Raw genomic sequence first — 26,810 nt, 5'->3', positions numbered from 1 at the left:
GAGCCAGCATCTGCACTAGACCCAATTGCTTCACAAAAAATTGAGCAAACAATTATCGAATTAAAAAAACATTATACAATAATTATTGTAACACATAACATGCAGCAAGCACTTAGGGTTTCAGATAGAACAGGCTTCATGTATTTGGGAGATATGATTGAATACGATAAAACAGAAACAATATTCAAAAATCCAAAAAAAGAATTGACTGCAAATTATGTGCAAGGGAGATTTGGATAGATGGCACGATTAATTGATCCAGCAATTGAAAAATTGTCAAATACGATTTATGATATGGGTCAAGATGCAATTACCTGTTTTTCTTTAGCCGTAGATTCATACCTAGAAGATAGACAAACAGCACCACAAGTTCATGATTTATCAGAGAAAATTCGAAAAAATTACTATAGTGTAGAAGATCAGATTTTTGATATCATGTTAAAGTACCAACCAATTGCAGAAGACTTTCGATTTATTAGATCATCAACAGAGATTTCATATGCATATTCAAGATTTGGCAGATATGCATACGATATGTCACTTGTTAGAGAAACGTATGGTGGAGTAACAGAATGTGTCAATGAAGGATTAACTGAAACATCAACTAGAGTAAAAAAGATGATCCGTGATGCAGTGATTTCGTATAAGGAACTAGATATTAGAAAAGCAATCAAGATTGAATCAAGAGAGCAAAAAGTTGATAAAATTTATCGTGAAAGAATTCCTCTATTAGTAAACTCAGATAACACAAAATGTGCATTAATGGAGACGTTAATTTTGAGATATTTGGAAAGAATTGCAGATCACGCTGTTTTCATGAGCGATGCAGTCAACTATATTGTCACAGGGAAACACAAGATAGAGCATAATGACTGATTAATGCTTGAAGTGTTTAATCTATTTGTATAATTTTACATTGATTTTTATTTCGACAATTTTTCCCACAAGCATTACTGATGGATATTTTACAACTAATTCAAGCTAATCTTCTTACTCCGATTATTCTATTTTTCTTGTTTGGAATAATTGCAGCTAGAATAAAATCTGATTTGAAAATTCCTGATGCAATTTCTGAATTCTTGCCAATTTACCTTTTAGCTGCAATTGGTCTTCATGGAGGAATTGAAATGCGAAACACCGGATTTGAAAACATGCTTGTACCGATGTTTGTTGCAATAGGACTTTCTTTACTATTCACCCTGAATCATTATCAAATTTTACGACGATTGGGAAAATTCAACTTATTTGATTCATATGCACTTGCATCTACCTATGGTGCAGTTGGTGCAGTACACTTTTCAGTTGGTTTATCATTTTTGAAAAATCAGGGTGTATCATCTGAAGGATACATTGCAGCAATACTTGCTGTTCTTGAACCACTTGCTTTCATTTTGGCAATATTTATGACAAATATGGCTGTGTCAAAACAGATCAGAGAAAAGAAAAAATCATTTGGCGATACTGATTCAAACGATATTGATGTTGGATTAAATCAAACAAAAACAAAACTTTCAAAAGTATTACATGAATCTATTACTGGAAAAGCAATTGTTATTCTTCTTGGTAGTATTGTAATTGGGTACATAATTGGAGAAGATGGTTTTGAACCAATTAAAATTGTATTTGATGAAATGTTTACTGGTGCAATCGTGATTTTTATGATTGAAATGGGTATTATTGCTGGTCAACGATTGGGTGATATCAAAAAAGTTGGCATCTTTTTAACAGCATTTGCTGTTTTGATACCTACTTTCAATGGAGTAATTGGTGTTTTGGTTTCTACTGCAATAGGATTGAGCCTGGGAGGTGCAGTGATGTTTGGCTTGCTTCTTGCTAGTGCATCATTTATTGCCGCACCTGCAGTTTTACGACAGGCAATACCTCAAGCAAAACCTAGTCTATACATTACATCTGCGTTGGGGATAACATTCCCGTATAACATTATAGTTACGTTACCTTTGTTATTTGCACTATCTTCAATTCTTCATTCTGGTGAAACGATAGACTTATTCAATTTCCTTACTGGAGGTTTAGTATGAAACTATATGATGTAAAACTACTAACTATCACATGTGAGATATTAGCACAAGAAAATATTCTTGAAATTTTAAAGAAACATGAAATAACTGGTTATACAAAATATGAAGTTGATGGGAATGGGGCCCGTGGATTACGTGGACAAGGATTCAAAAATGAAAAGAATATCAAAATTGAAGTAATCATCAGAGAAGAAAAATTACAAGATGTAGTTGAGGAAATCTCTAGAACTCAATTTGCAAATTTTGCTATAGTTTTGTATGTTAGTGACGTTGGTGTTTTACGACCAGAAAAATTTTAACAACAATTTTTGTCTAGACACAAATCTGGGATTTCTTTTGATGTCTTGGTGACATTTGTAATTAATTCCGATAATTGTTTACTGGTTATCGTATACATTGCTTTTTTTCCTTCATCTCTAGATTTTACAATTCCACATTTTTTCAATGTTTTAAGATGATGTGAGACTAGTGGTTGATCTTTTTTTAATTCTTTTACAAAATCATTAACACATAATTCTTGATTTTTTTGTAATAATTCTAAAATTTCAAATCTTGTTTCATCACAAATACATTTTAGAAGACTAACTCCATTCATATCAATTTAAATTTATATAAACTAATATTTATGTTGTTTTATGGGTGATGTAAAAAATGTCTTATTTGTGTGCGTAGAAAATGCTGGTAGAAGTCAAATGGCTGAGGCATTTTTTAAAAAATTTGCTAAAAATAAATTCAATGTACTCAGTGCTGGAACATCTCCTTCTTCTAATCTGAATCCTGTAGTCGTTTCAGTAATGGAAGAAATTGGAATAGATTTGAAAAATCAACATCCTCAATTACTATCTTCATCTATGATGGAAAATTCTAATAAAACTATCAATATGGGTTGTATGGATAAAGAATCCTGTCCGTCATTGTTTGTTAAAGATGTTGATGATTGGAATGTTGATGATCCAAAAGGAAAATCTATTGAGGATGTAAGAAAGATTCGAGATCAAATTAAAAATGATGTTTTGAATTTAATTAATTCCCTTGAAAGTGATGTTTGATGACCTATTCTAATTTACAAATTTTTACTGTGGAGTTAATTGGAACTTTTATTCTTGTAGTGTTTGCTACTGGTTCAATTGTTTATGATGTAGAATTTTTTGATGGTAATTTGGGAATTCCGTTTGCAGCTGTTGCACCCTTTATTGCATTACTAATTGGAGTTTATTCGTTTGGAAAAATTTCTTTAGCTCATTTTAATCCCGCAGTAACTATTGGATATTTTATTACTGGACACATTACAAAAATTCAAGTATTGTATTATTTAATTGCAGAAATAATTGGAGCTTTGTTGGGATCTCTTTTTGTTTTATCTTTTATTGGAGAAAAAGCAAATCTCGGAGCAAATGCACCAAATTATGATTTTTCAATATTTTTAATTTTTCCTGTAGAGGTTTTAGCTTCTCTAATGTTAATGGCTGTAATTTTTTATGTTGTATACACTAAAGGTTTGAAGGGATTTAGTGGAGTTGCAATTGGAGGAATTGTAGCATTGGATATTTTGTTTTTGGCTTTTATTTCAGGTGCATCCATGAATCCTGCAAGAGCCCTTGCCCCTGCATTACTTTCTGGTACTTTTGATGATTTATGGCTATATTGGACTGCTCCTTTTATTGGAACTATTATAGCAGCATTTGTATTTCGAGGTAAATTCTATGCTCAAAGGACACAAATTAGGAATAATAATGACCCTGATGTAGACTAAATATGTCTAAATCTAGAAAATTATTTACTGATTCTAAAAAAGTAATTCCATCAGGAGTAAATAGTCCTGTAAGATATTTTGATCCTTACCCATTTTTTACAAAAAAGGCCAATGGTGCCTATATTTGGGATGAAGACAATACTCGTTACATTGATTTTTGTAATGCGTATGGAGCATTATTGTTAGGACATCGAAGAAAAGAGATCCTAGATTCTGTTTCTAAACAACTTTCAAAAGGTACTCTGTATTGTACTCCGACTGCATCTGAAATTGAATTATCAAAATTGATTATCGGAAATTTCCCCTCAATGGATAAAGTTCGTTTAATGAATACTGGCGGTGAAGCTACAATGACTGCAATTAGATTGGCACGTGCTTATACAAAAAAGAAAAAAATCATCAAATTTGAAGGGTGTTATCATGGTGCACATGATTCTGTTTTAGTTAAGGCTGGTTCTGGTTCTGCACAAAATGGTATTTCTGTTTCTGATGGTGGATTAGATGAAGTTTCAAAGAATACTTTAGTTGTTGAGTATAATAATATTGAATCTCTACAAAAAACAATTTCAAAAAATAAAGATATTGCAGGTGTAATTGTTGAACCCATATTAGCTAACATGGGATTAATTTTGCCAGAAAAAAATTTCCTCACTGATTTAAGAAAAATCACAAAAGAAAATAATATTCCATTAATTTTTGATGAAGTCGTTACTGGATTTAGAGTGTCTTCTGGTGGAGCACAAGAACATTTTGGTATCAAACCTGACCTGACAACTTTAGCTAAAGCTTTGAGTAATGGATTTGCAATTTCAGCTGTTGGTGGGAAAAAAGAAATAATGGATTTATTATCTCCTGGTGGAAATATGTATCAGGCAAGTACTTTTGCTGGAAATCCTATATCTGTTAGTGCTGCAATTAGTTCAATTAAAACAATCAATAAAATGAAAAACAAACTTTATTCCAAACTTGAAAGATTCAATCTATTATTTTCCACGGCATTAGATGATATGGCTACTGATATGAAAATTCCTCATCAAATCAATTTTACAGCCTCTATGCTGCAAATTTTCTTTACAAATACGCCTGTAACTGACTCTAAAACATCTAAAAAAGCAGATGGGAAAAAATTCCAAAAGTTGTTTAGAACCTTGTTGAAAAAAGGAGTATTCATTCCTCCTTCTCAATTTGAAGTTGTTTTCTTATCTGATGCTCATACTGAAAATGATTTAAACAAAACATTAGATGCATATCATGCTGCATTAAAGTCGGTGAAAAATTGAAATATGTAGTTGGTGCAAGAGGTAGTAAATTATCGATGGCTCAAACAAATTGGGTTATTTCCGAACTACAAAAAGTAAATCCCGATTGTGAATATGAAATCAAACCAATCACTACTAAAGGTGATACTGATACAAGACCCTTATTTACAATTGAACAAAAAGGAATTTTTGAAAAAGAAATTGATAAGGCAGTTGCAGAAAAAGAAATTGATTTTGCTGTACATAGTCTCAAAGACGTTCCTTCACAATTAGCTGATAATTTAATAATTGCATCAATTCCAAAACGTGAAAAAGTAAATGATATTTTTATTTCCTCAGATGATTCTTCTTTAGAAAAAATAAAATCTGGTTCTATTATTGGTACAAGTTCATTACGTAGAGCTGTTCAGATTTCACGACAAAGATCTGATGTAACAGTTAAACCGATTAGAGGAAATATTGAAACTAGAATCAATAAAACCTCTGGAGAAAATTATGACGCAATTGTACTTGCACAAGCAGGGATTTCTCGATTGGGTGTTGATGTCAATTTTACTCCGTTATCTGTAGATGATTTTTCACCTTCTCCTGGTCAAGGTGCCATTGCAATTGTTGCACGAATTGATGATATTCACACAATTGAAATGCTGAAAAAAATTGAAGATATTGATTCAAGATTAGAAATTGAGGCTGAAAGAGCTTTATCTGATTTTATTGATTCTGGATGCCGATTTCCTTTAGGGGCTTATGCAAAATCTGAAGGTAATAAAATGACTTTAACTGTATATGCTTTTTCAGTTGATGGTAAGCAATTTCTACAAGTTTCTCAATCTGGAGACAAAAATAATCCTAAATTATTGGGTAAACAGGTTGGAGAAGATCTTCGCAGTAAAGGAATTAATGATCTTGCATTAAATTGGAGGGAGAAAGTGGAGGAATGGAATAAGACATGACTGGAAAAGTATACTTAGTTGGAGCAGGGCCTGGAGATAGTAAATTAATTACTATGAGGGCAGTTGAATTGATTCAAAAAGCAGATATTGTTTTGTATGACCGATTAGTGAGCAAAAAAATTGTTTCTATGATTCCTAAAACTGCAAAAAAAGTCTATGTTGGACGTTCAGTTGGAGATGATACTAGTCATCAAAACAGCACTAATGATTTGATGGTTGAATATGCAAAAACTACAAAACACGTTGTAAGATTGAAAGGCGGTGATCCGATAATTTTTGGCCGTGGTGGGGAAGAAGCTGAATTTCTAAAAGATCACAAAATTAAATATGAAATTGTACCTGGAATTACATCTGGAATTGGTTCTGCAACATATGCTGGAATTCCCTTAACTCATAGAAAGTATGCATCATCCGTAGTTTTTGTAACGGGACATGAGGATCCAGAAAAACAACAAGAGATTGTAAAATGGAAGAATCTTGCAAAATCTGTTGATACCATTGTAGTTATGATGGGCTTGTCTAGAATTGATGTTATTTGTAAACAGTTGATAGCAGGTGGAATGGATAAAAAAACACCTGTTGCTGTAATTCAAAATGGAACAACCCCTCAACAAAAAATGATTAAGGGAAATGTAACTAACATCGCAAAAAAAGTTAAAGAAAACAAGATAATCCCTCCTACAAATATTATCATTGGTAAAGTAGTTGATTTGTCTGATGTAATTGGGTGGAAATGATGCTTAGTGGAAAAACTATTGCAATTACACGTTCACAAGATGATGCTTCAGAATTTATTTCACTTGCACAAGATAATGGTGCAACTCCTATTGCATTACCTACCATTGAATTAGTTAGTAAAGGTGAAAAAATTGTTGATGAATTTTTAGAGTCTGTTGATAAATACAATCCTGATTATTCTGTTTTTATGAGTTCTAAAGCTGTTAAACTGTTATTTGATACTGCAAAACAATCAGGAAAACTTGAAAAATTACAATTAGCAGTTGCAAATACAATTGTAATGTCTGTAGGCCCTAAAACTTCTCTTACTTTAGAGGCTGAGGGAATTAAAGTCAATCACCAACCAACAACTTATTCTTCAGTTGGTGTTGGAGAAGAATTCACTAAACTTAATGCAGTTGGAAAAAAAGTTATTGTTCCACGTAGTGGGGCTTCTACCCCTTTTCTAAAAGAATTACTTTCAAAAATTGGAATTAATGTTTTAGAAATTCATTTGTATGATGTTTGTGCATTTAGAGATACAACTCAATGGAATGGATTTAGAGAATTATTTTCTAAAAACAATGTTGATGGTGTTGTATTTACAAGTGCATCATCTGTAAGGGGTTTCTTTGAAATAATGTCTAAAGATTATTCTGAGGATATGTTACTTGAAATTCTTGAAAAATTATCTGTTGTTTCAATTGGACCTTTTACTTCTGATGAACTAAAAAAATTTAAAGTCAAAAACTCTGTTGCAGAAGTTCATACTGTAGCAGGTGCATTTGACGAGATGAAAATTTCTCTTTCAGATTAATTTATTTGAATTTTTTCTTAGCAAATTTTGAAAGACCTTCGTTTTTTAATTTGTCAGATTCTTTCATGACTGAATTATGTTGATCTAGTTTGTGTTGTTTTAACTTCTTTTTCAAATCTGCAAATTCGTTAGCAAGCATTTTCATTGCATAGATGCCTGCATTTCCAGCTTTGTTTACTCCTACTGCTACAACTGGTGAACCTGATGGCATTTCCGTTATTGATAGTAGAGAGTCTAATCCTCCAAATGCAGAAAATTTAGCTGTATCTGTTTTTTTTGGATGTTTGTCGTTATACACAAGAATCGGTACTCCGATTACTGGAATTGTTGTGTGTGATGCAATCATTCCTGGTAGATGTGCAGCTCCTCCTGCACCTGCAATTATAACTTTTAAGCCTATTTTTTCAGCATGCTTTGCATATTCTTCTAATCGTGCAGGTGTTCTATGTGCTGAAACAATTTGGTCTTCATGTTTAATTTTATACTCGTCAAGAATTTCAGCAGCTGCTTGCATAATTCTGCTATCTGAACTTGAACCCATAATTATTCCAACAACTGGTTTTTCAGAATATTTCATATTACTACAAAAAACTAGAGAGTAATTAAGAATTACATTTATTGTTCCAATTTTACATTTGTTGAAATTTTTCTTTGCTTTGATAATTTTCTACATTAATTCTATGGTATGTGTAGATCTCTTTATCTAAAATTAATTTGACATTGAAATTTAGCTCTAGCTATTTAGCTCTGCCTATTTTTCCTCATGTATTTATAATATAACGGGGTTATCTCAATATTGGCAACAGAAAATATCGACATTGATTATACAAAATATGATTTTAAAGATTCTACAGAAATGTATGTCCACCTAAGTAAAAAAGGACTTTCTAAAGATACTGTAATTGAAATTAGTAAAATGAAAAATGAACCCCAATGGATGCTTGATTTCCGAATTCGTTCATATGAAGTATTCATGGAAAAACCAATGCCAACTTGGGGTGGAGATCTTAGTGTAATTGATTTCCAAAATATTTACTATTATGCTAAAGCATCTGATAAAACTGAAAAGAACTGGGATGATGTTCCAGACAATGTCAAAAATACTTTTGATAAATTAGGAATTCCAGAAGCTGAAAAGAAGTTTTTGGCTGGTGTCGGTGCACAATATGAATCTGAAGTTGTATATCACAATTTAAGAGAAGATTTGGCAAAACAAGGTGTTTTGTTTTTAGATACTGATCAAGCATTAATTGACCATCCTGAAATATTCAAAAAATATTTTGGTAAAATTATTCCTCCAGAGGACAACAAATTTGCAGCATTAAACAGTGCAGTGTGGAGTGGTGGTTCATTCATCTATGTTCCACCAGGTGTTCATATTGACATGCCTTTACAAGCATACTTTAGAATTAATGCAGAAAATATTGGTCAATTTGAAAGAACTTTGATCATTGTTGATGAGGGTGCAGAAGTACACTACATTGAGGGTTGTACTGCTCCTGTTTATTCATCAGAATCTCTTCACTCTGCTGTTGTTGAATTAGTTGCACACAAAGATGCAAAATTAAGATACACTACAATTCAAAATTGGAGTTCTGATGTTTACAATCTTGTAACAAAACGTGCTTATGCATATGAGGGTGCTACTGTTGAATGGATTGATGGAAACATTGGAAGTAAATTAACAATGAAATACCCTGGTGTTTATTTGATGGGTGAAAGAGCATACGGTGAAACATTGTCTATTGCATTTGCAGGCAAAGGACAACATCAAGATACCGGAGCTAAAATGGTACACCTTGCACCAAATACCACTTCTAAAGTTACATCCAAATCTGTAAGCAGAGCTGATGGACGTTCAACTTATAGAGGAATGCTAAATGTAGCAAAAGGTGCAACTAATGTAAAATCAACTGTTAGATGTGATGCCTTACTGCTAGATGATACTTCAAAAACTGATACATATCCATACATGGTAATTGATCAAGAGGATGCAACAATTACTCACGAAGCTACCGTCGGAAAAATTGGTGATGATCAAATCTTCTATCTTATGTCTAGAGGATTTAGTGAAGAAGATGCATTATCTCTAATTGTTAATGGGTTTATGGAGCCATTTACAAAAGAATTACCAATGGAATATGCAGTTGAACTAAACAGACTCATTAAATTAGAAATGGATGATTCTGTAGGATAATCTAAATTCACTAATGGTAAATTATGTCTCAAGAAATACTCTCAAAATTAAATACTGCTCATATCGAAGAAATTTCTTCGTCTAGAAATGAACCTGAATGGCTAAAAGATTATAGAAAAAATTCATTGTCTGTTTATGATAATTTACCTATAGAGACATCTCCGTTATACAACAAATATACCGATGCCAAAAAAATGGATCCTGATAAAGTATCTCTTTCTACAACTACTGCTGAAACAATTCCATCTTTTCTTCAAAAAAGATTGGGAGAGTTAGAAAATGAAATTTGTATTATTCAAATTGGAACAAATATCTATAAAATCAATTTACCTGATGAGTTAAAATCAAAAGGATTAGTAATTTCTTCAATATCTGATGCAATTGAAAATAATTCTGATTTAGTAAAGAAAGCATTGGAAGCATCAAAGTCTGAAGAAGATAGATTTACTGCTTTGAATAATGCGGCATTTAATTCTGGAATTTTTATTCATATTCCTCGAAACTTTATCTTAGAAAAACCAATTTACTTTTTGACTTGTTTATCTGAGGATGGACATTCTACCATCTCTAGAAATGTTATTTTTGCTGATGAAAGTAGCAAAGCTACCGTTGTCCAAGAATTGTATTCCCCAAAAATTCAAACACAACAAGCATACCTTGAATTAATGAATACTAACGTTGGTGACAATGCTCAATTAGATGTTACCACTTTACAAATGTTAGATCAAAATGCTGTAACCTTTTCAACTAAACGAACTGATTTAGGTCAAGATGCAAAAGTGAACTGGTATTCAGGTCTATTTGGTTCTATGTTATCTCGATACAAAATTGAATATTTCCTTAATGGAACTGGTGCATCATCTAATGATTCTGAAGTTGTTTTTGGAAATAATGAACAATCTTTTGATATTCAAACAAATGTAAATCATGAAAGTCCTGCCACTGAAGGAAGAGTAGTTGAAAAATCTATTCTTCGAAATAAATCTAAATCTCTTTTCAAGGGAATGATTAGGATTAAAGAAAATGCTTCTAAATCTAACTCTTTCTTATCTGGTCGTTCAATCTTACTTGATGAAGATGCAAAATCTGACGCAATTCCTGGATTGGAGATATTTACTAATGATGTTAAAGCAACTCACTCTGCATCTGTTGCACAAATTGATGAAGAACAAATTTTCTATCTAAAAAGTAGATGTCTTAGTCATGAAGAAGCTGAGAGAACCATTGTTGAAGGTTTCTTAGAACCGTTATCTAGAAAAATGTCTTTCCAAGTAAGAGCCTGGATTGCATATCTTATTGAATCAAAATGGGATAACCGTGAACTCAGTATAAATACTGATGAAGAACTAGCAAAGTTTGTTGAAATTGAAGAAACACGTTATGATGAGAATTCTGAAATTGAACAGCATTACAAGTATAGGTGATAATTTTGTCTGAATGGATTAAAGCATGTAGTTTAGATCAAGTAAAGAAGGGTGAACTTTTTGGATTTGTTCAAGATGGTAGAAAACTCTTGATAGCAAATCTTGATGGTACAATTCATGCTACTGATTTAATATGTACTCATGCTGATGCAGATCTTTCAACTGGATTTCTTAGTAAAGAAGGTGTACGATGTCCATTACATCTTTCAGTTTTTAATTTAGTCAACGGTAAACCAAATAATCTTCCAGCTGAAACTGCACTTAAAGTATATCCAGTAAAAGTTGATAACGATGAAATTTTTGTGGAGGTATGAAAATTGCAAAGTACTGAATCCTCTTTTGAAAATTTACGAAAAGATTTTCCAATTTTGACTAGAACTGTTAGGGATAACAAACCTTTGGTTTATCTTGATAATGCATCTACAACACAAAAACCAAACCAAGTTATTGATGCTATTACTGACTATTATCAAAATCATAATGCAAATATTCATCGTGCAGTTTATGCCCTTGCTGAAGAATCCACTGAAGCATATGAAAATGCTAGAGATAAAATTGCAAATTTTGTAAATATAAAAAATAGGCAAGAATTGATTTTTGTTAGAGGTACTACTGAAGCAATAAATTTGGTTGCATATGCCTGGGGAAGACCTCATATCAATGAAGGTGACATTATTGTAACTACTGAATATGAACATCATAGTAATATTGTGCCATGGCAATTACTCACACAAGAAAAACATGCAAAATTAGAATACATTGGAATGGATGATAATGGTGAACTAATTTTAGATGATTTAGATAAATATCTTGCAACTGGAAAAGTAAAACTTGTAACTTTCAGTTTGATGTCTAATGTTCTTGGAACTATTACAGATGCTAAAAAAATTATTGAAAAATGTAAAGCTGCTGGAGTTCCTACATTAGTTGATGGTGCCCAAGCAGTTCCTCACATGAAAGTTGATCTTGATACACTTGGATGTGATTTCTTTGCATTTTCTGGTCATAAGATGTTGGCTCCAACTGGTGTTGGTATTTTATGGGTAAGAAAATCTGTATTGCAAACAATGAGTCCATTTCATGGTGGTGGTGATATGATTCGTGAAGTTCACAAATATGAAACAACTTGGAATGATCTTCCTTACAAATTTGAAGCAGGTACTCCAAATATTGCTGATGTAATTGGATTTGGTGCAGCAATTGATTATCTTACAAAAATTGGAATGGATAATGTTAGGCAACATGAAATTGAATTAACTAAATATGCTATGGAGAAATTTTCAAAAATTCCTGGACTTCAAGTTTATGGTACAAAAGATATTTCTAAACGTGGTGGTGTAATTTCATTTAATTTTGCTGATGTTCATCCTCATGATGTTGCTGACATAATTGATAAAGAAGGTATTTCTTTACGCTCTGGTCATCACTGTGCTCAAGTGTTGATGGAGCGTCTTAATGTTGCAGCAACATCTAGAGCTAGTTTCTATATTTATAATACAAAAGATGACATCGATGCTTTAATCGATTCATTAAATAAAGTAGCCAAGGTGTTTAAGTTATGAGTAGTGGAGCCGATATCTATCATGAAATGATAGTTGATTATTCTAGAAATCCTGTGAATTTTGGTGAAATTGAAGATCATGATGTAACTTTCCATGATGCAAATCCTTTGTGTGGAGATAGTATTGATATTGATATGAAAATTGATGATCAGAAAGTCTCTGATATTAAATTTCATGGAAAAGGTTGTGCAATTTGTATGGCTTGTACTTCAGTTCTAACTGAAATTGCTAAAGGAAAATCTCTAGATGAAATTAAAAACATCGATAAAAGTGATGTTTTGAGTGAATTAGGCTTAGAGCATTTACAAGCTGTTCGAATAAAATGTGCATTACTATCGTTAAAGGTCCTCAAAGGTGCATTATACACATACCTTGGCTCTCATTTGGAAAATACTGATGCAATAGATAAGCTAAAAGCCGAGGCAGAGAATCTGTATTAGTATGAGTGATTTTACTCCTTCAACTCCTTTAGAATTACAAATCAGAAAGGTAATTTTTGAAAAATTTAATGATCCAGATAAAAAATTTACTAATGATGAAGTTTTTGAAATTCTAAAATCTAATGGTGATATTGACCCCTCTTGGATTATTGATGATACTGAATCACTATTCCATGAAATATGTGATTCTGGTTTGGTGAGAAATATTGCTCAAAATTTCACAACTATATTTTTCAAATTATTTGATCCTGTTGAGAAATTACGATGTGACTCTTGTAATCATGATGTTTTTCTTGGAACGTCTGAAGAACGGATTTGTCCAAATCCTTCTTGTAAATCTGTTATTTAGCTCTGTATTTTATTGCAGCATCTTCTAATGATTTAATCATTGGAAGTTTTTCACCTGTTAGGTACAGTACTAATGCTCCACCCGCTGTACTGATATGATTAATTTTATCGGTCAACCCCTGTTGTTTTAATGCTGTTGTTAAATGACCTCCACTAACAATTGTTGTTGCCATTGAATTTGCAACTGAATTAAGCATTTCTGATGTTCCATATTTGAAATTCTCTTTTTCAAAAAATCCTGCTGGACCACTAATGAAAACAGTACCTGCACCTGAAATTAATTTTGAATAATATTCTACTGTCTTGGGACCCAAATCAAAAATTTTATCTCCCTTACCAATTTCTCTAACGTCCATCTCTACTCTTTCCCCGTCTTTGTCAATTGCAATATCTACAGGAGTTGCAAAAACATCTGGATAATCCCCAATTAACGAATGTGCTTTAGATACTACTTCATCCTCATTTTTAATTCCTAAAGGTGATTTGATTCTGGCTTGTGCTCGCATAAACACATTTCCAATTAAGCCTGTGAGTAAAACATGATCTGCACGACCGTTTTGAATTAATAACTTAATGGCTTCTAATCTATCTGGTACTTTAGATCCTCCTAAAACAATTACATGAGGTGCTTTTGCTACTGTCATCATTTCATCTAGGTTTCTAACTTCTCTTTCAACAATTCTTCCTGCACATGCTGGTAATACCTGGGCAAATCCTACGATTGATGGATGTGATCTATGTGCGCTTGGGAATGAATCTAATACACAAAGATCGAATAATTTTGATAATCTTGAGACCATTATTGTTTTTGCTGCATTTTCTGGTGTAAACTCATAATTTTCTTCGGCACATAATCTGAGATTATCTAAAAGTAATATTTCCCCTTTCTTCAAATTTTTAATTGCGTTTTGTGCTGCTTCTCCAATAGTGTCTTCAACATATTTGATTTCTCTACCCATTAATTTTTCAATAACTTTTGCGTGTTTATGCATCCCTGTATATTCATTATTTCCAACTCTTCCTTGATGTGATGCAATCACTACTTTTGCATCTTTTAATGATTCAAGGGTAACAATAGCTTCTTCTATTCTTTTAGTACCTAAAATTTCCCCTGTTTCCGGATCTATTGGACAATTCATATCCATTCTTAGAAATACTGTTTTACTATCTAGATCAAAGTCATCTAATGTGAGAACTTTCACAATTTTTCTATTATGCACTTGGTTAAAATCTTTAAGCCGATCAAAATTATTTGTGAAAAATAATTTGTTTGATATGGATAATTTCCTTGAAGGTTATGTATTAATAAAAATTAAAAGTTGTATGGTTGAGGTAAATTAATTGCAAAACTGGCTATTTGATATACGTTCACGTTCTTTTGTATTGTTAACTGCACTATTTCTTATCTTAACTGCTTTTGTATTATCTGAATTAACTGAAGGTTTTGATCAAAATGTAATTCTATTCATTTCTGAAAATGTTGGAAATCCTACTCTTGATATTTTCATGCAGTATGTGACTGAAAGTGGAGATGTTTTTAACATGATGATATTTGCGATAATTGTATTATTAATTCCAAAAACTCGAAGAGTTGGAATTACTCTGTTGATTTTGATTGTTATTGCTACTCTTCTTACTGGTTACATCAAATGTGGTGTTGATAGAGATAGGCCTGATTTTGAATACATTGGAGTTGAATTTCCTGTTCAAATCAGTCATGATACTTTTGCATTATTTTGTGAAGGTGGATATGATGCATCATATCCCTCTGGTCATGCAGCTAGATCTATGATTTTTGCAATCATTTTAGGCTATGCACTATCTGAAAGATTCCCTCGTGGTGCCTATTTAATTTTCATATATCCTGCAATGATTTCTATTAGCAGATTGTATGTTTTACAGCATTTCCCAATGGATGTTATTGGTGGAACTGTAATTGGTGTAATGTTGGCAGGAGTGATGGCAAATAGGACAAAATTATACCAGATTTTTGATAAATCAAAAACCTAATACTTCTAAAACTGAATTATCGATAAGAACAATTGCAAAATGCTCATCATCATGATGATATGTCCAATATTTTACATCTCTGGTCTCATTTTTCTCTCTTAGTCCTTTTGTAATTCCCGTAGTTACTGTGTAGCCAATTCTTTTTGCAATTTTAGTTTCTTTTGGCATTAAGACTTTGTAACCTTCCTTTTTTTCTTTAAATCCTAAATGTACCATATCTTCAATTGCTTTTATTGCATCTTCTTCATTTTTTAGATCATATGTTTTTGAAATTGGTAAATCTTTTGGATGAAATTCCATAATTTGTATAAAATTTAATCACTAATATTTTTTAAAATCATCTATTTGCGATCAATATTGGTTAATTTTCTTAACAGAAAAGTCAAATCATGATCATATTAACAACTTAATCCACTCTTTATTTTTAGAAATTCATTGGCATCATTAGAAAAAATAGTAATTGAATTACGTCAAAAGAAAAAAGAAGCAACCCAACTAAAATTAAAAGCTGAAGAAGAACTTAAACAACTTCAATCTGCAGAAAAACGTTCTGTAACAGGTTTGCAAAAAATGATTAAAAAAATTGAATCTGAAAAAGAGGATGTTTCAGATGTTTCAGAAAATCTTACTAGAAAAAATGCTCAGGTAGAAAGTATTGAAAGATTAGTAGCAAATGCTGAAGAAAGAGTAAATGCTGAAAAAGAAGCAATTGAGAGAACCGAACAAGAAATAGAATTTGCTGATACTCCTGAAGAAAAACAAAATGCTGAGGCTAGATTACGCTCATTAAATGATCATGTCCAAGAGTTAATTTCAGAAATAAAAAGCAGACAAAAAACACTGAAAAAAATTACTGGTGAAGTTACTAATTTTGATGACATTAAATCTAAAATTACTACACAAATAAAAAAACAAACTAAATCAAAACCATCTTTTCGTAGCACAATTTCTTCAAGTCACAAAAATGCTTCAAAAGTTGTAAAAGAAATTGAAAGACGAACAAAATCTGAAGAAAGAATTACCAAGGCTTTGGATAATGCATCAAAAAAATTAAAAGAATATCTTGCAAAAAAACGTGCAGCAGCTAAAAGAAAACCTGCAAAGAAAACAGCAGCTAAAAGAAAACCTGCAAAGAAAACAGCAGCTAAAAGAAAACCTGCAAAGAAAACAGCAGCTAAAAGAAAACCTGCAAAGAAAACACGTCGTTAAATCTTTTTAAATTTTTTAATGAGTTACTAATGTATCAAATATTTAATTTTTAAAATGAATAAACGAGGACCTTTAATTTCATTTGCTGGTTCGTTTTTGATTATGATTTCTTTTGTTGTAGCTGTATCTGCAGTTCCTACTGAAGTTCCAAATTCTGAATCTTTATTGATCTCTTCTCTTTTTGAAGGGATGTTTGATGATGTCTCTGAACCCTTTCAAATCCTGCCTGGAAATGTAGTCTATACTTCTTTTAGCACTTACATTTCTGATGTTCCTGTTCTGTGGGGAATTCAAATTATGGATTATCAAAATGGAGATAAATTATCTATAAAAATCTCAAATATTTTTGGAGATTCTTATGGTGAATATGTTCAATCTGATTCAGTTTATTTTGAAACAATTTTTGTTGAACAATCTGACACATTAAACTTTGAAATTGAAAATATTGGTTCTACTGATATAGAATTTGTAATAATGTTTACTGAAGACCCTGAAAATTCTAAATCTTTTACAAATCCTAATTCGCCTATTGCTGAAATGGTTGTTCCTCTAGTTGTTTCTGGTATCTTACTTATCGTTGGAATTATTACTATGATAATAGGGATCATAGCCCTCTTAATTGATTTAAAAAATAATTTTGAAAATAAAAAAAATTTCTAAGGATTTACAGTCATCTTGCCAAATTTACCTTTGGTTAAAGATACTTCTCCTCTAAACTCATTTGTGTATCCGTTTTCAATGACAACTTTGTCACCAACATTAACTGCTTTAATGTCATCTCCCCACAATGTAAGTTTCATTTGATTTTCTTCAGTCCCGTCTCCGTTGGCTATTGTTGCATCACAGACATCTACTGTTCCGCCTGATTTGAGGTTCACAGTTCTTGGTTCTCCTTTGCCAATAACTTCGGCTTCAACATTAACTCCACTTCGCATTTTTTTTGCTTCGGAAATTGGTATTGATTCTGACATGTGATTTTCAATAACCTTTTCGATTATAAGCTTTGTTAAAAATTTCTAAAATCATGGATCAATTTCTCAAATAGTAATTGAGAAATATTGGAAAAATCTAGTATTATTGCAGAGGTATCGAAGCCCGGTCAACCGAGAGGGACTCAAGATCTCTATAATATAGGAAATCCCTTCTCTTAGGAGTTCGTGGGTTCAAATCCCACCCTCTGCACTATAATTTTACTAAAATTTCTAAAATCATGCAACAATTGTCTTGGTTTTACTAACTGAATGGTTTGATATGATTTTGTGCATTTCTGCCAATTGTTCATCTTTGAAAGTAAGATTACATCTATAGCACTTCCAAACCGTACCTGACATACCTTATAAACTCCCAAATTGCTTATAAAGATATTGCATGATTGATCCTATTTGTTGTAAAACATGATCATTGTTTGGAAAAACATGTAATTTTTTGATTATTTCCAAAAATTATCATATAATCTACTGACTAAATATAGATCCAAGGGTTTAGAAACAAAATACTAGTATGATTATTGAAGAAAATTGGATATTTTTGAATTATTTGGAGAATTTTCATATTTTGGAATTTTTCTGGTATTGATTGGTGTTAATGCATCACCGATTTTAATGCCTCCAAGTTGGATTGTTTTGACATCTTTCTATCTTCTTGATCCTACTTTGAATATTGTACTTCTTGCAGCAGTTGGTGCAACTGGAGCTACAATTGGTAGATTTTTTTTAAAAAAAATAAGTGGATTATTTCGAAAATTTGTTGGCGAAGAACAAAAATCAAATCTTGATATCATTGGAGATTATTTGAATAAGAAAAAATATGGATATTTACTAGCATCATTTTTGTTTGGGGCAACACCACTTCCAAGTAATATTTTATTCATTACCTATGGATTAATGCGAGCAAAGAGTATTGGAATCTATGTTGGATTTTGGTTTGGTAGAACTATTTCCTATATTGTAATGATATATTTTGGAAATGCTGTTTTAACTCCCTTTTTAGAAATCTTTGAAGACCGTCTTACTGGTATATTGTTAATTGATGGAGTTGGAATTGGCTTAATTGTTTTATTTGCATGTATTAATTGGACTGTATTGATTACTCAAAGGAAAATAAAATTTGTTAAACCAAAAATTTGGAGATTATAAATGAAAGAATTAGATTCTATAAAAAAAGAAGTAATAAAAATAATGAATAATGATCCTGCACACGATTTTGAACACGTTATGAGAGTTTTTCATAATGCACAAAAAATTACAAAAAAAGAAAAAGCAAATCAAAAATTAGTTCTTACTGCAACACTACTACATGATATTGTTTCATACCCAAAATCAAGTAAACGATCTAAATTATCTTCTGTTGACAGTGCAAAAAAATCTAAATCCATTTTAAAAAAATATGCTTTCTCAAATGAAGAAATTAGTATAATTTGTGATGCTATTGAAGATCATAGTTTTTCTCAAAATAGAATTCCTAGAACTATTGAGGGAAAAATATTGCAAGATGCTGATAGACTTGATGCCTTAGGTGCAATAGGTATTGCAAGAGTTTTTGCTACCAGTGGCTCACTGAATAGACCTTTTTACAAAATTGATGATCCTTTTTGTAATAACCGAAAGCCTGATGATGATCATTGGGCAATTGATCATTTTTTTAATAAATTATTAAAATTACAATCTTTAATGAATACAAAATCTGGTAAAATAGAAGCTAAAAAAAGAACTAAGGCCTTGAAAATATTTTTAAAACAATTTAAAAGTGAAATTTAGCCGTAATCGACATATCTGTCATATCTTTTTTCGATTTCCTTATTCTCCCCAGAAATAATTTTTTCATATTCTTGCTTTTTTCTAAAATCTATGTACTTGTTGATTGCCTCAAAATCTTCATTTTTTGGAAATGATTCAAAGACTGGTTCAATCATTTTTAGATATTCTAATGCTTTCTCTCTAAATTCTTCTACTGTTGGTTTTCTTATTCCTTGCATTCTAAACCATACTGCTGTCCAACTTGCACCTACCACATGTGGCAATAAATCAAAGGCCCTTTCTACTTCAAAACGTTCATCATTTCTCATGATTCTTGAAGAAATCTTGAGGCTGATTTTGCAAAATATGTCACTATCATGTCTGCTCCTGCTCTTTTAATGGAATGAAGAATTTCTAATGTGATATCTTTTTCATTTACATATCCTAATTGTGATGCTGCTTTGACTAATGCATATTCTCCTGATACACTATAAGCTGATACTGGAACGTTATACTTTCGTCTAGTTTCTGCAATTAAATCCAAATATGATAATGCTGGTTTAATCATTACCATGTCTACTCCTTCATCAATGTCTGTTTCTACTTCCATCATTGCTTCTCTTGCATTTGTAAATGGAACTTGGTATGTTTTTCTATCCCCAAATTTTGGTGCACATTCTGCAGCATCTCTAAAAGGCGAATAAAAGTTTGAACGATGTTTTGCTGAATGTGACATTATTGAAACATCTGTAAATCCTTTTTCATCTAATGCTTTTCTGATTGCAGCAACTTGACCATCCATCATTGCGGATGGTGATACTGTGTCTACTCCTGCTTTAGCTTGACTAACAGCAATTTTTGCAAGTGTCTCTAAACTCGTATCATTATCTATTTTATCTCCATGAATAATTCCACAATGACCTGTAGATGTAAATTGACACAAACAAACATCTGCCATAATTACTATTCTATCTCCAAATTCTTTTCTAATTTGGGTGATTGCCTTTTGAACAATTCCTTCATCATCAAAAGCAGAACTACCTGCTTCATCTTTTTTTGTAGGAATTCCAAATAACATTATTGCTGGGATTCCTAAATCTATAATTTCTTTAACTTCTTGATTTACTTCTTCTAATGGTAATCTTTCAATTTCTGACATTGATTCTACTTTGATTCTACTTTTAAGACCCTCTTGTACAAACACTGGACAAATGAAATCTTTTGGTGTTAGTGTTGTTTCTTGAACTAATTCTCTCATTTTTTCTGATATTCGTAATCTTCTGAGACGCTTAGTTGGAAATGACATGTTTGAAATTAATTCTCGCTAAAATATAATCCTAGTCAGCCTGATTCTGTTTTTTATAGTCAAAAAGTTTAGTTGCCAATTCTAATACATCAGGCTGTCCTTGTTCTGATGCTTTTCTGATATTATTCATTGGTGTTGATACTATGCTTTCGACAACTGCTTTTGTTAATTCTTCAATAATTTTGATCTTTTTCTCATCCTTTTCATCTAGCATTTGTAATGCTTTTTGTAATTCTTTTTCTCTTAAATTTTCTATATTTTTGAATACGTCCGTTACAAGTGGTTCTGCATCTAATCTTTTCATTGAAGCCTCTAATACTGAGATTTCCTCTCTAATTATATTTTCAACTGTTTTCACCTTGTTTAATCTAGCATTGATGTTTTTCTCAACCATTTCTGCAATTTGATCTAAATTCATCAATTTGACTCCTTTGATAGTTGCTACTTTTTCATCAACTGTTCTTGGATTTGATAAATCTAATATCATAATCCCGTTGTTTTTATTTTCCATTGCATTTGTTATTCTTTCTTCTGTCACTAGAAAATACGGTGCTGTTGTTGCTACAAATATTACATCATATTTTTCAAATCCTGAAAGAATTTCTTCAAATTTAATTGGATTGCCGCCCATAGTTTCACAAAATGTTTCTGATCTGTTTAATGTTCTACTTGTAACATTAAAAGAATAACCTCTTCTTTGTAATGACTTTGCAACAAGAGTAGATACTTCTCCTGTTCCAATTAATAGAACTTCTTTTGTTTTTAATTCATCAATATTTTCTTCTGCAAGTTTTACTGCCATTGAACCCACTGATATTCCGCCTTTTCCAATCCCGCTAGAATTTCTGATTCTTATACCCATTCTAATTGCTTTATCAAATAATGTGTTGAGATGTTGACCTGATGCTTTTGATTCCCTAGCTGAAGTAATTGAATTTTTTATTTGACCTAAAATTTGCTCTTCTCCCAATACCATGGAATCTAAGCCTGATGTTAGTTTTAACAGATGATGTAAAGCATCATGATTTTCTACAAATTCAACATTCTCTTCAAACATCTCTTTATCTAATCCTGCAATGCTGGCCCAAGTTTTTTTGATTTTGTCTGTATTGTCTGTTTTTGATTTTCCAAATAATTCAATTCTATTACATGTTTGAATAATCACACATTCATCTAATTCTGAATGTTTTTTGAATTGTTGATACGCATTGTCTATATCTTTGATCGTAAATTTTTCTAAAATATGGATTGGTGAATTACGAAATGTTACACGTGCATTTATGATATTTTGATTCATTTCCATTTTTTTATTATCTCAATAGCTCGTTTTTCAGCTTTTTTTACCTGATTGTCTTTTATTAACTGATCAATGCGATTATCATTCATGATATTGTTCAAGCACTTTTTTCGTTCAGATTGAGTTGAAATGATCTCTTTGGCAAGTTTTCGTGACATTTTTTGAATTTTAATTTGAGCAATATCCTCTTTCAAAATAACTTTTTTTAATGCTTTTTCTGATTTTGATTTGATCTTTTTAGACATAACTGGACTTCTACCTCCTGTAAAAATTCCAATTTGTATCATTTTTTCAAAATCTATTATTGCTGGATTTGAAAAATCACTTTCATCTGGATTATCTGAACTATATGCTATGATTTTTTTCTTTTTTGCATGTGTGATTATTTTTTGATTAATTTTTTTATCATTTGTAGTGGTGATGATTAAATCTGGTTTTAATTCTGAAATAAATTTTACATCTTCAATTTTCTTTTTTTCTAGTTTAATTTTTTTTGTTTTAATCCAATTTGATATTTGTTTATTCGTTGTATCACTGATTACTAAAATTTCACATTTTTCATTTAATACTGATTTGATTCTTTTTTCTGCTTCATTTCCCCCTCCTATGATAATGATCTTCTTATTTTCTAGATTAAGATTAATTATCATCGATCCCAAACACTTCAGTTTCTATTTATGTATTAAAACCACTTTTAGAATAACTAGCTACATTTTTAATTGAATTGCCAGGTAATTCACATATTGTCTTCTTTAGGCGAATCTGATAAGGAACTTCTAAATGAAATTCAATGGACTTTCCCTCTTGTAACTAGGCCTTTTGATGCTATTGCTAAAAAATTTGATACTACCCCTGAAATTATTAAGGAAAAATTAAACCATCTAAAAGAAATTGGCGTTTTAAGACAACTTAGTGCAATTTTTGATACTAGAAAACTGGGTTATACTAGTTCATTAGTTGCAATGGAAATTGAACATGATAAATTAGATTATGTAGCTTCTCAAATTAATCGTCATCCTGGAGTTAGTCATAATTATGAACGTGATCACCAATTCAATCTTTGGTTTACTTTAGCTGTTCCGCCTGGAGCTGATTTGAAAACTGAACTTGAAAAATTTAACGTGCTAAAAGGAATTAAAAAAGTTAGAATGCTTCCAACATTACAATTATTCAAAATTGGAGTTAAACTAGACATGGTAGATGAAAAAAAACATGACATTGCACCAACTGAAGAGAAAAAGGAAATTAAAAATATAAAATTTGAACCAACAGAAGATGATAAAAATTTTATTCGTGAATTACAAAAAGATATGGAAATTATTGATGAACCATTTGTAAAAGCAGCAAATAATCTTGGAATTACTGAGGATGAATTATTTGAAAAAATGAAGCACTATGAGAGTATTGGTGTTTTACGAAGATTTGCAGCAATCCTAAGACATCGTCAAGTTGGATTTACTGCAAATGGTATGATTGTCTGGAAGGTTCCTGAAGATAGAATTTCTTCAGTTGGTGAAACACTAGGTTCATTTCCACAAATTAGCCATTGTTATGAACGTCCTACTTATGATGATTGGCCATATAATGTATTTTCAATGATTCATTGCAAAACTCACGATGAAGCAAATGAAATGGCTAAAACTATTCAAGATCAAATTCATGTTGATGAATTTAGAATTTTATTTAGTTCTCGTGAGTTCAAAAAAACCCGTGTTGAATATTTTGTCGAGAATTCTTTTAGTTTAGAAGACGTCGTTACTTCTTAAATCTCATTTTTATCATGTCCTACAACATGAATGTTACAAAAATACTGATCATTCATGTTGCAATAGTATGAGGAATCTTCTCCACATTCTTTACATGGTGGTTTTTCATCTTCAGATGATAATTTTGTATGGTAAATTTTTGTTCTACTTGTAATGGTTGAATTTTTGTAAATTCGTGTTAAATTTGAATAATATTCTAGTTCTTCTGGGTTTAGAACTTGTTTTTTATTGATTTTTTTAATAATTGTTTCCCATTTTTTATAATCGCCAATTTTGGCAAGCTTCATTCTATCTATAATTTCTAGTGTTATTTTTGAATCAATTGGATTACTCATTAGTGATTAATTTGTTTGAGGTGTTGCTTTCAACTCATATGCTGGCCATGTGTTATACAATTCATCAATTTCTTTCATATCTGAATCTGAAATATATTTTCCATCTGACATTTCTGCATAGTTAACAATTTCCTCTTCACTTATCATTGTTGGAAGTACTGTGGCAAATCCTTTTTTTGTCATCATAAATTTCATTGCAAACTCAGTAACATTCAATCCATTCCTATCTGCAATTGGTTTGAATTGTTCAACTTTTTCTAATGCTGATTTAAGCCATTCACGTTTCCGAACTGATCTGTGATCATTGTCGTCAAATTTGGTATCTGCATTAACTTTACCCGTTAAAATCCCTGAGGCTTCTGGAACTCTTACTAGTATACCTACATCTTTTTCTTCGGCTTTTTTCATTAATTCATTTCCTGGAGTTTGTTCAAGTATGTTGTAGACTGTTTGAACTGCACTAAGATTTGGTTTATCCATTGCTTCTAATCCTTCTTGTGTCCATCCAATTGCTGGACCTAAAGCAATTTGATATGTTTTGATAGAACCATCCTCGATAAAACCATCTAATACATTGAAAATTGAATTATTTCTTACATCTTTTAGTTTCGGATTATGTACTCCGTACATATCTACATGATCTGTTTGTAATCTTTCTAAACTATTTCTTAACGCCATTTTGGTATAATCTTCATCAAATCTTTGTGGAAGTTCTTTATGTCCTATTTGTTCAACTTCGCTAAAATCATACCCATATTTTGTGGAAATAACAATTTCATCTCTCATATCTTTGAAAACTTCTCCAATTAATTTTTCACTTAATCCTTTCCCGTAGAGATCACCTGTTTCAAAGAAATTAATCCCTACATCATATGCTTTTTTAAGCATTCTTTTTGCTTCATCTTCTTCAATTTTTTTGCCCCACCAATCTAATGCAATTGCCCATGCTCCAAATCCTACTTCTGATATCTTGATATCTGTTTTTCCTAGTTTATTATACTTCAAATTTATCTCCTTTTATTTTCATTATTTATTTTCAATTTCATCATTTATGTTTATCCGAGATTTGCATTCGTGATATCTTGTTTTAAGAATTTAGCCTAAACTTGTGATTAGTGGAATTATGTCTTTTTTAACACACACAATCATGGGAATGTCATTTTTTACATAGGTTGAAACTTGTGTTTCTCTTAAATCCATGATTAAATCTTGGAAATCTCTAATTTCGTCCACTTCAAAAGCTAACATGAAATCTTCATCATGTATTCCAAATGAATAAGTTGTATTGAGAACTATTTGTGGATATTTTTTACTAACTTCGATATGTTCATCCATAATTTCTTGACGTTTTTCTTTTGGTAGAAGATACCATTCCCTTGTTTTTGTAAATGGGTAGACGATAACATGTTTTTTTGGATTGTTTCCCGTAATGAAACCGTGAGCCTTTTGTTCTTGTACGTAGATTGATGGTCTAGTGCATGACAAATATGTCATTGATGAAATAATATATTTTCCAAAAACTGTTTTGTACAATTTTTCAATTACTGTTTGTATCTCTTCTATTGTTTTTGCTGCAAACCAAAACAAAAAATCTGCATCATCTCTTAATCCCAAATTAGAATATGATCTAAACATAATTCCTGAATTGCTAATGATATTTTCCACTTCTTTTGCAGATTCTTCTTTTGCTAAATCTGCCATCCATCTCCATTTGGGATCAACTTTGAAAAACGAAAAATTGAAAAAATATTGTTCTCTACTTTCTGACATGATTTTTAATCTCTCAAACCCTATTTAAACAAAAAACCTATTCTCAATTCTGACATTTTTTATTTTTAATAATTTTTATGCAGTTTTCTCTAAAGCCCATTCATAACCTTCGGCTTCTAATTTATCTGCAAGAGATGCATCTCCTGTTTCGAGAACTTTGCCTTGTGCAAATACATGAACATAATCTAATTTATCTAAGAATTTCAAAATTCTAGCATAGTGAGTGATAATGATTACTGTTGCATCTTTTGTTGATACTTTGCTAATTGCTTGAGCTACTGATTGAACTGCATCAATATCTAATCCTGAATCAGGCTCATCTAAAATTGAGATTTTAGGTTTTAACACAGCCATCTGCAAAACTTCTGCACGTTTTTTCTCTCCTCCAGAAAATCCCTCATTAAGATATCTTGAAAGAAATTCTTCTCTTAATCCTACTTTTTCCAAATTCTCTTTAAGATATTTTTGGAATTCTCTTACCGTAATGAACACTTCTCTGTCATCCCCTTCCATTGCTTTACTGAGCGAATTGTATGCTGTTCTTAAGAAATGTGAAAATCCTACTCCTGAAACTTCAGTTGGATATTGAAATGCTAAGAACAGTCCTTTTTTTGCTCTTTCATCTGCAGTTAAATCTAAAATACTTTCGCCGTCTAATAGGATGTCTCCTTTTGTAACTTCATATTTTGGGTGTGCTAATAATGTGTAAGATAATGTACTTTTTCCAGAACCGTTAGGTCCCATAATTGCATGTACTTCTCCAGGACCTGTTTTTAAATTGACTCCTTTGAGGATTTCTTTACCTTCTCTGGATACATGTAGATCTCTGATTTCTAATACTGCCATATTCAAAATAATTTTGTTTCTATATAT

34 protein-coding genes, 1 tRNA gene and 1 pseudogene are annotated in these 26,810 nt (G+C 31.4%); 23 read left to right on the top strand and 13 right to left on the bottom strand.

Annotation, left to right across the window (positions count from 1 at the left end):
• The 4 genes and pseudogenes from AW732_RS08660 to AW732_RS02125 all read left to right on the top strand — a co-directional run.
• Positions 1-240 (top strand): annotated as a pseudogene (locus AW732_RS08660) (phosphate ABC transporter ATP-binding protein); the annotation flags it as partial.
• The gene (locus AW732_RS02135) at positions 241-876 is read left to right on the top strand and encodes a phosphate uptake regulator PhoU (RefSeq protein ID WP_067957844.1); all 636 of its coding nucleotides are present in this window, start codon (positions 241-243) and stop codon (positions 874-876) included.
• Between the two features lie 80 nt (positions 877-956).
• Positions 957-2,039, top strand: coding sequence for a sodium-dependent bicarbonate transport family permease (locus AW732_RS02130; RefSeq protein WP_067957841.1), 1,083 nt, complete (start codon positions 957-959; stop codon positions 2,037-2,039).
• Positions 2,036-2,338, top strand: coding sequence for a P-II family nitrogen regulator (locus tag AW732_RS02125; protein ID WP_067957838.1), 303 nt, complete (start codon positions 2,036-2,038; stop codon positions 2,336-2,338). The genes AW732_RS02130 and AW732_RS02125 overlap by 4 nt, the downstream gene beginning before the upstream one ends.
• On the opposite strand, the gene AW732_RS02120 is transcribed toward AW732_RS02125, so the two are convergent.
• A complete protein-coding gene (locus tag AW732_RS02120; RefSeq protein WP_067957834.1) occupies positions 2,335-2,634 on the bottom strand; it encodes a metalloregulator ArsR/SmtB family transcription factor in 300 nt (99 codons plus the stop codon). The two genes, AW732_RS02125 and AW732_RS02120, sit on opposite strands and share 4 nt — an antisense overlap.
• A gap of 40 nt (positions 2,635-2,674) precedes the next feature.
• Between AW732_RS02120 and AW732_RS02115 the strand changes: the two genes are divergently transcribed.
• The 6 genes from AW732_RS02115 to AW732_RS02090 are packed head-to-tail and all read left to right on the top strand — an operon-like array spanning position 2,675 to position 7,538.
• Positions 2,675-3,088 carry a low molecular weight phosphatase family protein gene (locus AW732_RS02115; RefSeq protein ID WP_082697392.1) on the top strand — a complete coding sequence of 138 codons (414 nt, stop codon included), beginning with the start codon at positions 2,675-2,677 and terminating at the stop codon, positions 3,086-3,088.
• Complete coding sequence (locus AW732_RS02110; RefSeq protein WP_067957832.1) at positions 3,088-3,792, top strand: aquaporin; 705 nt, start codon at positions 3,088-3,090, stop codon at positions 3,790-3,792. The genes AW732_RS02115 and AW732_RS02110 overlap by 1 nt, the downstream gene beginning before the upstream one ends.
• Positions 3,793-3,794: 2 nt before the next feature.
• Positions 3,795-5,072, top strand: a complete 1,278-nt coding sequence (hemL, locus tag AW732_RS02105; protein WP_067957829.1) for a glutamate-1-semialdehyde 2,1-aminomutase — start codon at positions 3,795-3,797, stop codon at positions 5,070-5,072.
• Positions 5,069-6,004: a hydroxymethylbilane synthase gene (gene hemC, locus AW732_RS02100; protein WP_067957827.1), complete on the top strand. Its 936-nt coding sequence runs from the start codon at positions 5,069-5,071 to the stop codon at positions 6,002-6,004. The genes hemL and hemC overlap by 4 nt, the downstream gene beginning before the upstream one ends.
• Complete coding sequence (gene cobA / locus AW732_RS02095) at positions 6,001-6,741, top strand: uroporphyrinogen-III C-methyltransferase (RefSeq protein WP_067957823.1); 741 nt, start codon at positions 6,001-6,003, stop codon at positions 6,739-6,741. Before hemC ends, cobA begins: the two co-directional genes overlap by 4 nt.
• Positions 6,741-7,538, top strand: coding sequence for a uroporphyrinogen-III synthase (locus AW732_RS02090; protein WP_067957820.1), 798 nt, complete (start codon positions 6,741-6,743; stop codon positions 7,536-7,538). The genes cobA and AW732_RS02090 overlap by 1 nt, the downstream gene beginning before the upstream one ends.
• A gap of 1 nt (position 7,539) precedes the next feature.
• Here AW732_RS02090 and purE read toward each other — a convergent pair whose 3' ends face one another.
• Complete coding sequence (purE, locus tag AW732_RS02085; protein WP_067957819.1) at positions 7,540-8,115, bottom strand: 5-(carboxyamino)imidazole ribonucleotide mutase; 576 nt, start codon at positions 8,113-8,115, stop codon at positions 7,540-7,542.
• 219 nt (positions 8,116-8,334) lie between these two features.
• Here purE and sufB point away from each other — a divergent pair, with 219 nt between their 5' ends.
• From sufB to AW732_RS02055, 6 genes are read left to right on the top strand one after another with little or no spacing between them, the layout of a single operon-like run.
• A complete protein-coding gene (sufB, locus tag AW732_RS02080) occupies positions 8,335-9,735 on the top strand; it encodes a Fe-S cluster assembly protein SufB (RefSeq protein ID WP_067957818.1) in 1,401 nt (466 codons plus the stop codon).
• A gap of 23 nt (positions 9,736-9,758) precedes the next feature.
• Positions 9,759-11,159, top strand: a complete 1,401-nt coding sequence (gene sufD / locus AW732_RS02075; protein WP_067957817.1) for a Fe-S cluster assembly protein SufD — start codon at positions 9,759-9,761, stop codon at positions 11,157-11,159.
• A gap of 5 nt (positions 11,160-11,164) precedes the next feature.
• On the top strand, positions 11,165-11,473 hold the full coding sequence (locus AW732_RS02070) for a non-heme iron oxygenase ferredoxin subunit (protein ID WP_067957874.1): 309 nt from the start codon (positions 11,165-11,167) through the stop codon (positions 11,471-11,473).
• Positions 11,474-11,476: 3 nt separating this feature from the next.
• Entirely contained in the window at positions 11,477-12,721 is a 1,245-nt protein-coding gene (locus AW732_RS02065) for a cysteine desulfurase (protein ID WP_067957814.1), read from the top strand.
• On the top strand, positions 12,718-13,161 hold the full coding sequence (locus AW732_RS02060) for an iron-sulfur cluster assembly scaffold protein (RefSeq protein ID WP_067957811.1): 444 nt from the start codon (positions 12,718-12,720) through the stop codon (positions 13,159-13,161). The genes AW732_RS02065 and AW732_RS02060 overlap by 4 nt, the downstream gene beginning before the upstream one ends.
• Before the next feature lies 1 nt (position 13,162).
• Positions 13,163-13,510: a hypothetical protein gene (locus AW732_RS02055; protein WP_067957808.1), complete on the top strand. Its 348-nt coding sequence runs from the start codon at positions 13,163-13,165 to the stop codon at positions 13,508-13,510.
• Here AW732_RS02055 and pgk read toward each other — a convergent pair.
• Positions 13,503-14,711 (bottom strand): phosphoglycerate kinase, encoded by a 1,209-nt coding sequence (gene pgk / locus AW732_RS02050; RefSeq protein ID WP_067957805.1) that lies wholly within the window; start codon positions 14,709-14,711, stop codon positions 13,503-13,505. The two genes, AW732_RS02055 and pgk, sit on opposite strands and share 8 nt — an antisense overlap.
• 139 nt (positions 14,712-14,850) lie before the next feature.
• On the opposite strand from pgk, the gene AW732_RS02045 reads away from it, so the two are divergent.
• Positions 14,851-15,519, top strand: a complete 669-nt coding sequence (locus AW732_RS02045; protein ID WP_067957802.1) for a phosphatase PAP2 family protein — start codon at positions 14,851-14,853, stop codon at positions 15,517-15,519.
• Here AW732_RS02045 and AW732_RS02040 read toward each other — a convergent pair.
• Positions 15,508-15,819 carry a hypothetical protein gene (locus AW732_RS02040; protein ID WP_067957799.1) on the bottom strand — a complete coding sequence of 104 codons (312 nt, stop codon included), beginning with the start codon at positions 15,817-15,819 and terminating at the stop codon, positions 15,508-15,510. The two genes, AW732_RS02045 and AW732_RS02040, sit on opposite strands and share 12 nt — an antisense overlap.
• A 135-nt stretch (positions 15,820-15,954) precedes the next feature.
• Here AW732_RS02040 and AW732_RS02035 point away from each other — a divergent pair, with 135 nt between their 5' ends.
• On the top strand, positions 15,955-16,728 hold the full coding sequence (locus AW732_RS02035; RefSeq protein WP_216634403.1) for a hypothetical protein: 774 nt from the start codon (positions 15,955-15,957) through the stop codon (positions 16,726-16,728).
• Positions 16,729-16,782: 54 nt separating this feature from the next.
• The gene (locus tag AW732_RS02025) at positions 16,783-17,388 is read left to right on the top strand and encodes a hypothetical protein (RefSeq protein ID WP_067957795.1); all 606 of its coding nucleotides are present in this window, start codon (positions 16,783-16,785) and stop codon (positions 17,386-17,388) included.
• Here AW732_RS02025 and AW732_RS02020 read toward each other — a convergent pair.
• Positions 17,385-17,699, bottom strand: coding sequence for a DNA-binding protein (locus AW732_RS02020; protein ID WP_067957791.1), 315 nt, complete (start codon positions 17,697-17,699; stop codon positions 17,385-17,387). The genes AW732_RS02025 and AW732_RS02020 overlap by 4 nt on opposite strands.
• Positions 17,700-17,807: 108 nt before the next feature.
• Here AW732_RS02020 and AW732_RS02015 point away from each other — a divergent pair.
• From AW732_RS02015 to AW732_RS02005, 3 genes are all read left to right on the top strand, one after another.
• Positions 17,808-17,910: transfer RNA gene (locus tag AW732_RS02015), tRNA-Leu, on the top strand.
• A 335-nt stretch (positions 17,911-18,245) separates the two neighbouring features.
• Positions 18,246-18,863, top strand: coding sequence for a hypothetical protein (locus AW732_RS02010; protein ID WP_067957788.1), 618 nt, complete (start codon positions 18,246-18,248; stop codon positions 18,861-18,863).
• Complete coding sequence (locus AW732_RS02005; protein WP_067957785.1) at positions 18,864-19,484, top strand: HD domain-containing protein; 621 nt, start codon at positions 18,864-18,866, stop codon at positions 19,482-19,484.
• On the opposite strand, the gene AW732_RS02000 is transcribed toward AW732_RS02005, so the two are convergent.
• Genes AW732_RS02000 through AW732_RS01985 form a run of 4 tightly spaced genes read right to left on the bottom strand, consistent with a single transcriptional unit; the run spans position 19,481 to position 22,716 of the window.
• A complete protein-coding gene (locus AW732_RS02000) occupies positions 19,481-19,792 on the bottom strand; it encodes a hypothetical protein (RefSeq protein ID WP_067957781.1) in 312 nt (103 codons plus the stop codon). The two genes, AW732_RS02005 and AW732_RS02000, sit on opposite strands and share 4 nt — an antisense overlap.
• Complete coding sequence (hemB, locus tag AW732_RS01995) at positions 19,789-20,769, bottom strand: porphobilinogen synthase (RefSeq protein WP_067957778.1); 981 nt, start codon at positions 20,767-20,769, stop codon at positions 19,789-19,791. The genes AW732_RS02000 and hemB overlap by 4 nt, the downstream gene beginning before the upstream one ends.
• Before the next feature lie 31 nt (positions 20,770-20,800).
• Positions 20,801-22,066 (bottom strand): glutamyl-tRNA reductase, encoded by a 1,266-nt coding sequence (gene hemA / locus AW732_RS01990; protein WP_172790371.1) that lies wholly within the window; start codon positions 22,064-22,066, stop codon positions 20,801-20,803.
• The gene (locus tag AW732_RS01985) at positions 22,063-22,716 is read right to left on the bottom strand and encodes a bifunctional precorrin-2 dehydrogenase/sirohydrochlorin ferrochelatase (RefSeq protein ID WP_067957774.1); all 654 of its coding nucleotides are present in this window, start codon (positions 22,714-22,716) and stop codon (positions 22,063-22,065) included. Before AW732_RS01985 ends, hemA begins: the two co-directional genes overlap by 4 nt.
• 93 nt (positions 22,717-22,809) lie before the next feature.
• Between AW732_RS01985 and AW732_RS01980 the strand changes: the two genes are divergently transcribed.
• Positions 22,810-23,832 (top strand): Lrp/AsnC family transcriptional regulator, encoded by a 1,023-nt coding sequence (locus tag AW732_RS01980; RefSeq protein ID WP_253805529.1) that lies wholly within the window; start codon positions 22,810-22,812, stop codon positions 23,830-23,832.
• On the opposite strand, the gene AW732_RS01975 is transcribed toward AW732_RS01980, so the two are convergent.
• From AW732_RS01975 to sufC, 4 genes are all read right to left on the bottom strand, one after another.
• Entirely contained in the window at positions 23,829-24,167 is a 339-nt protein-coding gene (locus tag AW732_RS01975) for a hypothetical protein (protein ID WP_067957767.1), read from the bottom strand. The two genes, AW732_RS01980 and AW732_RS01975, sit on opposite strands and share 4 nt — an antisense overlap.
• 6 nt (positions 24,168-24,173) lie before the next feature.
• Positions 24,174-25,172: an aldo/keto reductase gene (locus tag AW732_RS01970; RefSeq protein WP_067957765.1), complete on the bottom strand. Its 999-nt coding sequence runs from the start codon at positions 25,170-25,172 to the stop codon at positions 24,174-24,176.
• A gap of 90 nt (positions 25,173-25,262) precedes the next feature.
• Positions 25,263-25,937 (bottom strand): chlorite dismutase family protein, encoded by a 675-nt coding sequence (locus AW732_RS01965; RefSeq protein WP_067957762.1) that lies wholly within the window; start codon positions 25,935-25,937, stop codon positions 25,263-25,265.
• A gap of 75 nt (positions 25,938-26,012) precedes the next feature.
• Entirely contained in the window at positions 26,013-26,783 is a 771-nt protein-coding gene (gene sufC / locus AW732_RS01960) for a Fe-S cluster assembly ATPase SufC (protein ID WP_067957757.1), read from the bottom strand.
• Positions 26,784-26,810: the final 27 nt, after the last annotated feature.

The sequence above is a fragment of the Nitrosopumilus sp. Nsub genome (genome assembly GCF_001541925.1).
In the GTDB taxonomy this organism is placed as follows: Archaea; Thermoproteota; Nitrososphaeria; order Nitrososphaerales; family Nitrosopumilaceae; genus Nitrosopumilus.
Note: the sequence above shows the minus strand (reverse complement) of the source record. Positions and strands in the feature narration are given on the sequence as shown.

Excerpts from the sequence above, each read along its gene's own strand:
- AW732_RS02135 (WP_067957844.1), top strand. The coding sequence starts at position 241 with ATGGCACGATTAATTGATCCAGCAATTGAAAAATTGTCAAATACGATT.
- AW732_RS02130 (WP_067957841.1), top strand. The coding sequence starts at position 957 with ATGGATATTTTACAACTAATTCAAGCTAATCTTCTTACTCCGATTATT.
- AW732_RS02125 (WP_067957838.1), top strand. The coding sequence starts at position 2,036 with ATGAAACTATATGATGTAAAACTACTAACTATCACATGTGAGATATTA.
- AW732_RS02120 (WP_067957834.1), bottom strand. The coding sequence starts at position 2,634 with ATGAATGGAGTTAGTCTTCTAAAATGTATTTGTGATGAAACAAGATTT.
- AW732_RS02115 (WP_082697392.1), top strand. The coding sequence starts at position 2,675 with ATGGGTGATGTAAAAAATGTCTTATTTGTGTGCGTAGAAAATGCTGGT.
- AW732_RS02110 (WP_067957832.1), top strand. The coding sequence starts at position 3,088 with ATGACCTATTCTAATTTACAAATTTTTACTGTGGAGTTAATTGGAACT.
- hemL (WP_067957829.1), top strand. The coding sequence starts at position 3,795 with ATGTCTAAATCTAGAAAATTATTTACTGATTCTAAAAAAGTAATTCCA.
- cobA (WP_067957823.1), top strand. The coding sequence starts at position 6,001 with ATGACTGGAAAAGTATACTTAGTTGGAGCAGGGCCTGGAGATAGTAAA.
- AW732_RS02090 (WP_067957820.1), top strand. The coding sequence starts at position 6,741 with ATGCTTAGTGGAAAAACTATTGCAATTACACGTTCACAAGATGATGCT.
- purE (WP_067957819.1), bottom strand. The coding sequence starts at position 8,115 with ATGAAATATTCTGAAAAACCAGTTGTTGGAATAATTATGGGTTCAAGT.
- sufD (WP_067957817.1), top strand. The coding sequence starts at position 9,759 with ATGTCTCAAGAAATACTCTCAAAATTAAATACTGCTCATATCGAAGAA.
- AW732_RS02060 (WP_067957811.1), top strand. The coding sequence starts at position 12,718 with ATGAGTAGTGGAGCCGATATCTATCATGAAATGATAGTTGATTATTCT.
- AW732_RS02055 (WP_067957808.1), top strand. The coding sequence starts at position 13,163 with ATGAGTGATTTTACTCCTTCAACTCCTTTAGAATTACAAATCAGAAAG.
- AW732_RS02040 (WP_067957799.1), bottom strand. The coding sequence starts at position 15,819 with ATGGAATTTCATCCAAAAGATTTACCAATTTCAAAAACATATGATCTA.
- AW732_RS02025 (WP_067957795.1), top strand. The coding sequence starts at position 16,783 with ATGAATAAACGAGGACCTTTAATTTCATTTGCTGGTTCGTTTTTGATT.
- AW732_RS02020 (WP_067957791.1), bottom strand. The coding sequence starts at position 17,699 with ATGTCAGAATCAATACCAATTTCCGAAGCAAAAAAAATGCGAAGTGGA.
- AW732_RS02005 (WP_067957785.1), top strand. The coding sequence starts at position 18,864 with ATGAAAGAATTAGATTCTATAAAAAAAGAAGTAATAAAAATAATGAAT.
- AW732_RS02000 (WP_067957781.1), bottom strand. The coding sequence starts at position 19,792 with ATGAGAAATGATGAACGTTTTGAAGTAGAAAGGGCCTTTGATTTATTG.
- hemB (WP_067957778.1), bottom strand. The coding sequence starts at position 20,769 with ATGTCATTTCCAACTAAGCGTCTCAGAAGATTACGAATATCAGAAAAA.
- hemA (WP_172790371.1), bottom strand. The coding sequence starts at position 22,066 with ATGAATCAAAATATCATAAATGCACGTGTAACATTTCGTAATTCACCA.
- AW732_RS01985 (WP_067957774.1), bottom strand. The coding sequence starts at position 22,716 with ATGATAATTAATCTTAATCTAGAAAATAAGAAGATCATTATCATAGGA.
- AW732_RS01975 (WP_067957767.1), bottom strand. The coding sequence starts at position 24,167 with ATGAGTAATCCAATTGATTCAAAAATAACACTAGAAATTATAGATAGA.
- AW732_RS01965 (WP_067957762.1), bottom strand. The coding sequence starts at position 25,937 with ATGTCAGAAAGTAGAGAACAATATTTTTTCAATTTTTCGTTTTTCAAA.
- sufC (WP_067957757.1), bottom strand. The coding sequence starts at position 26,783 with ATGGCAGTATTAGAAATCAGAGATCTACATGTATCCAGAGAAGGTAAA.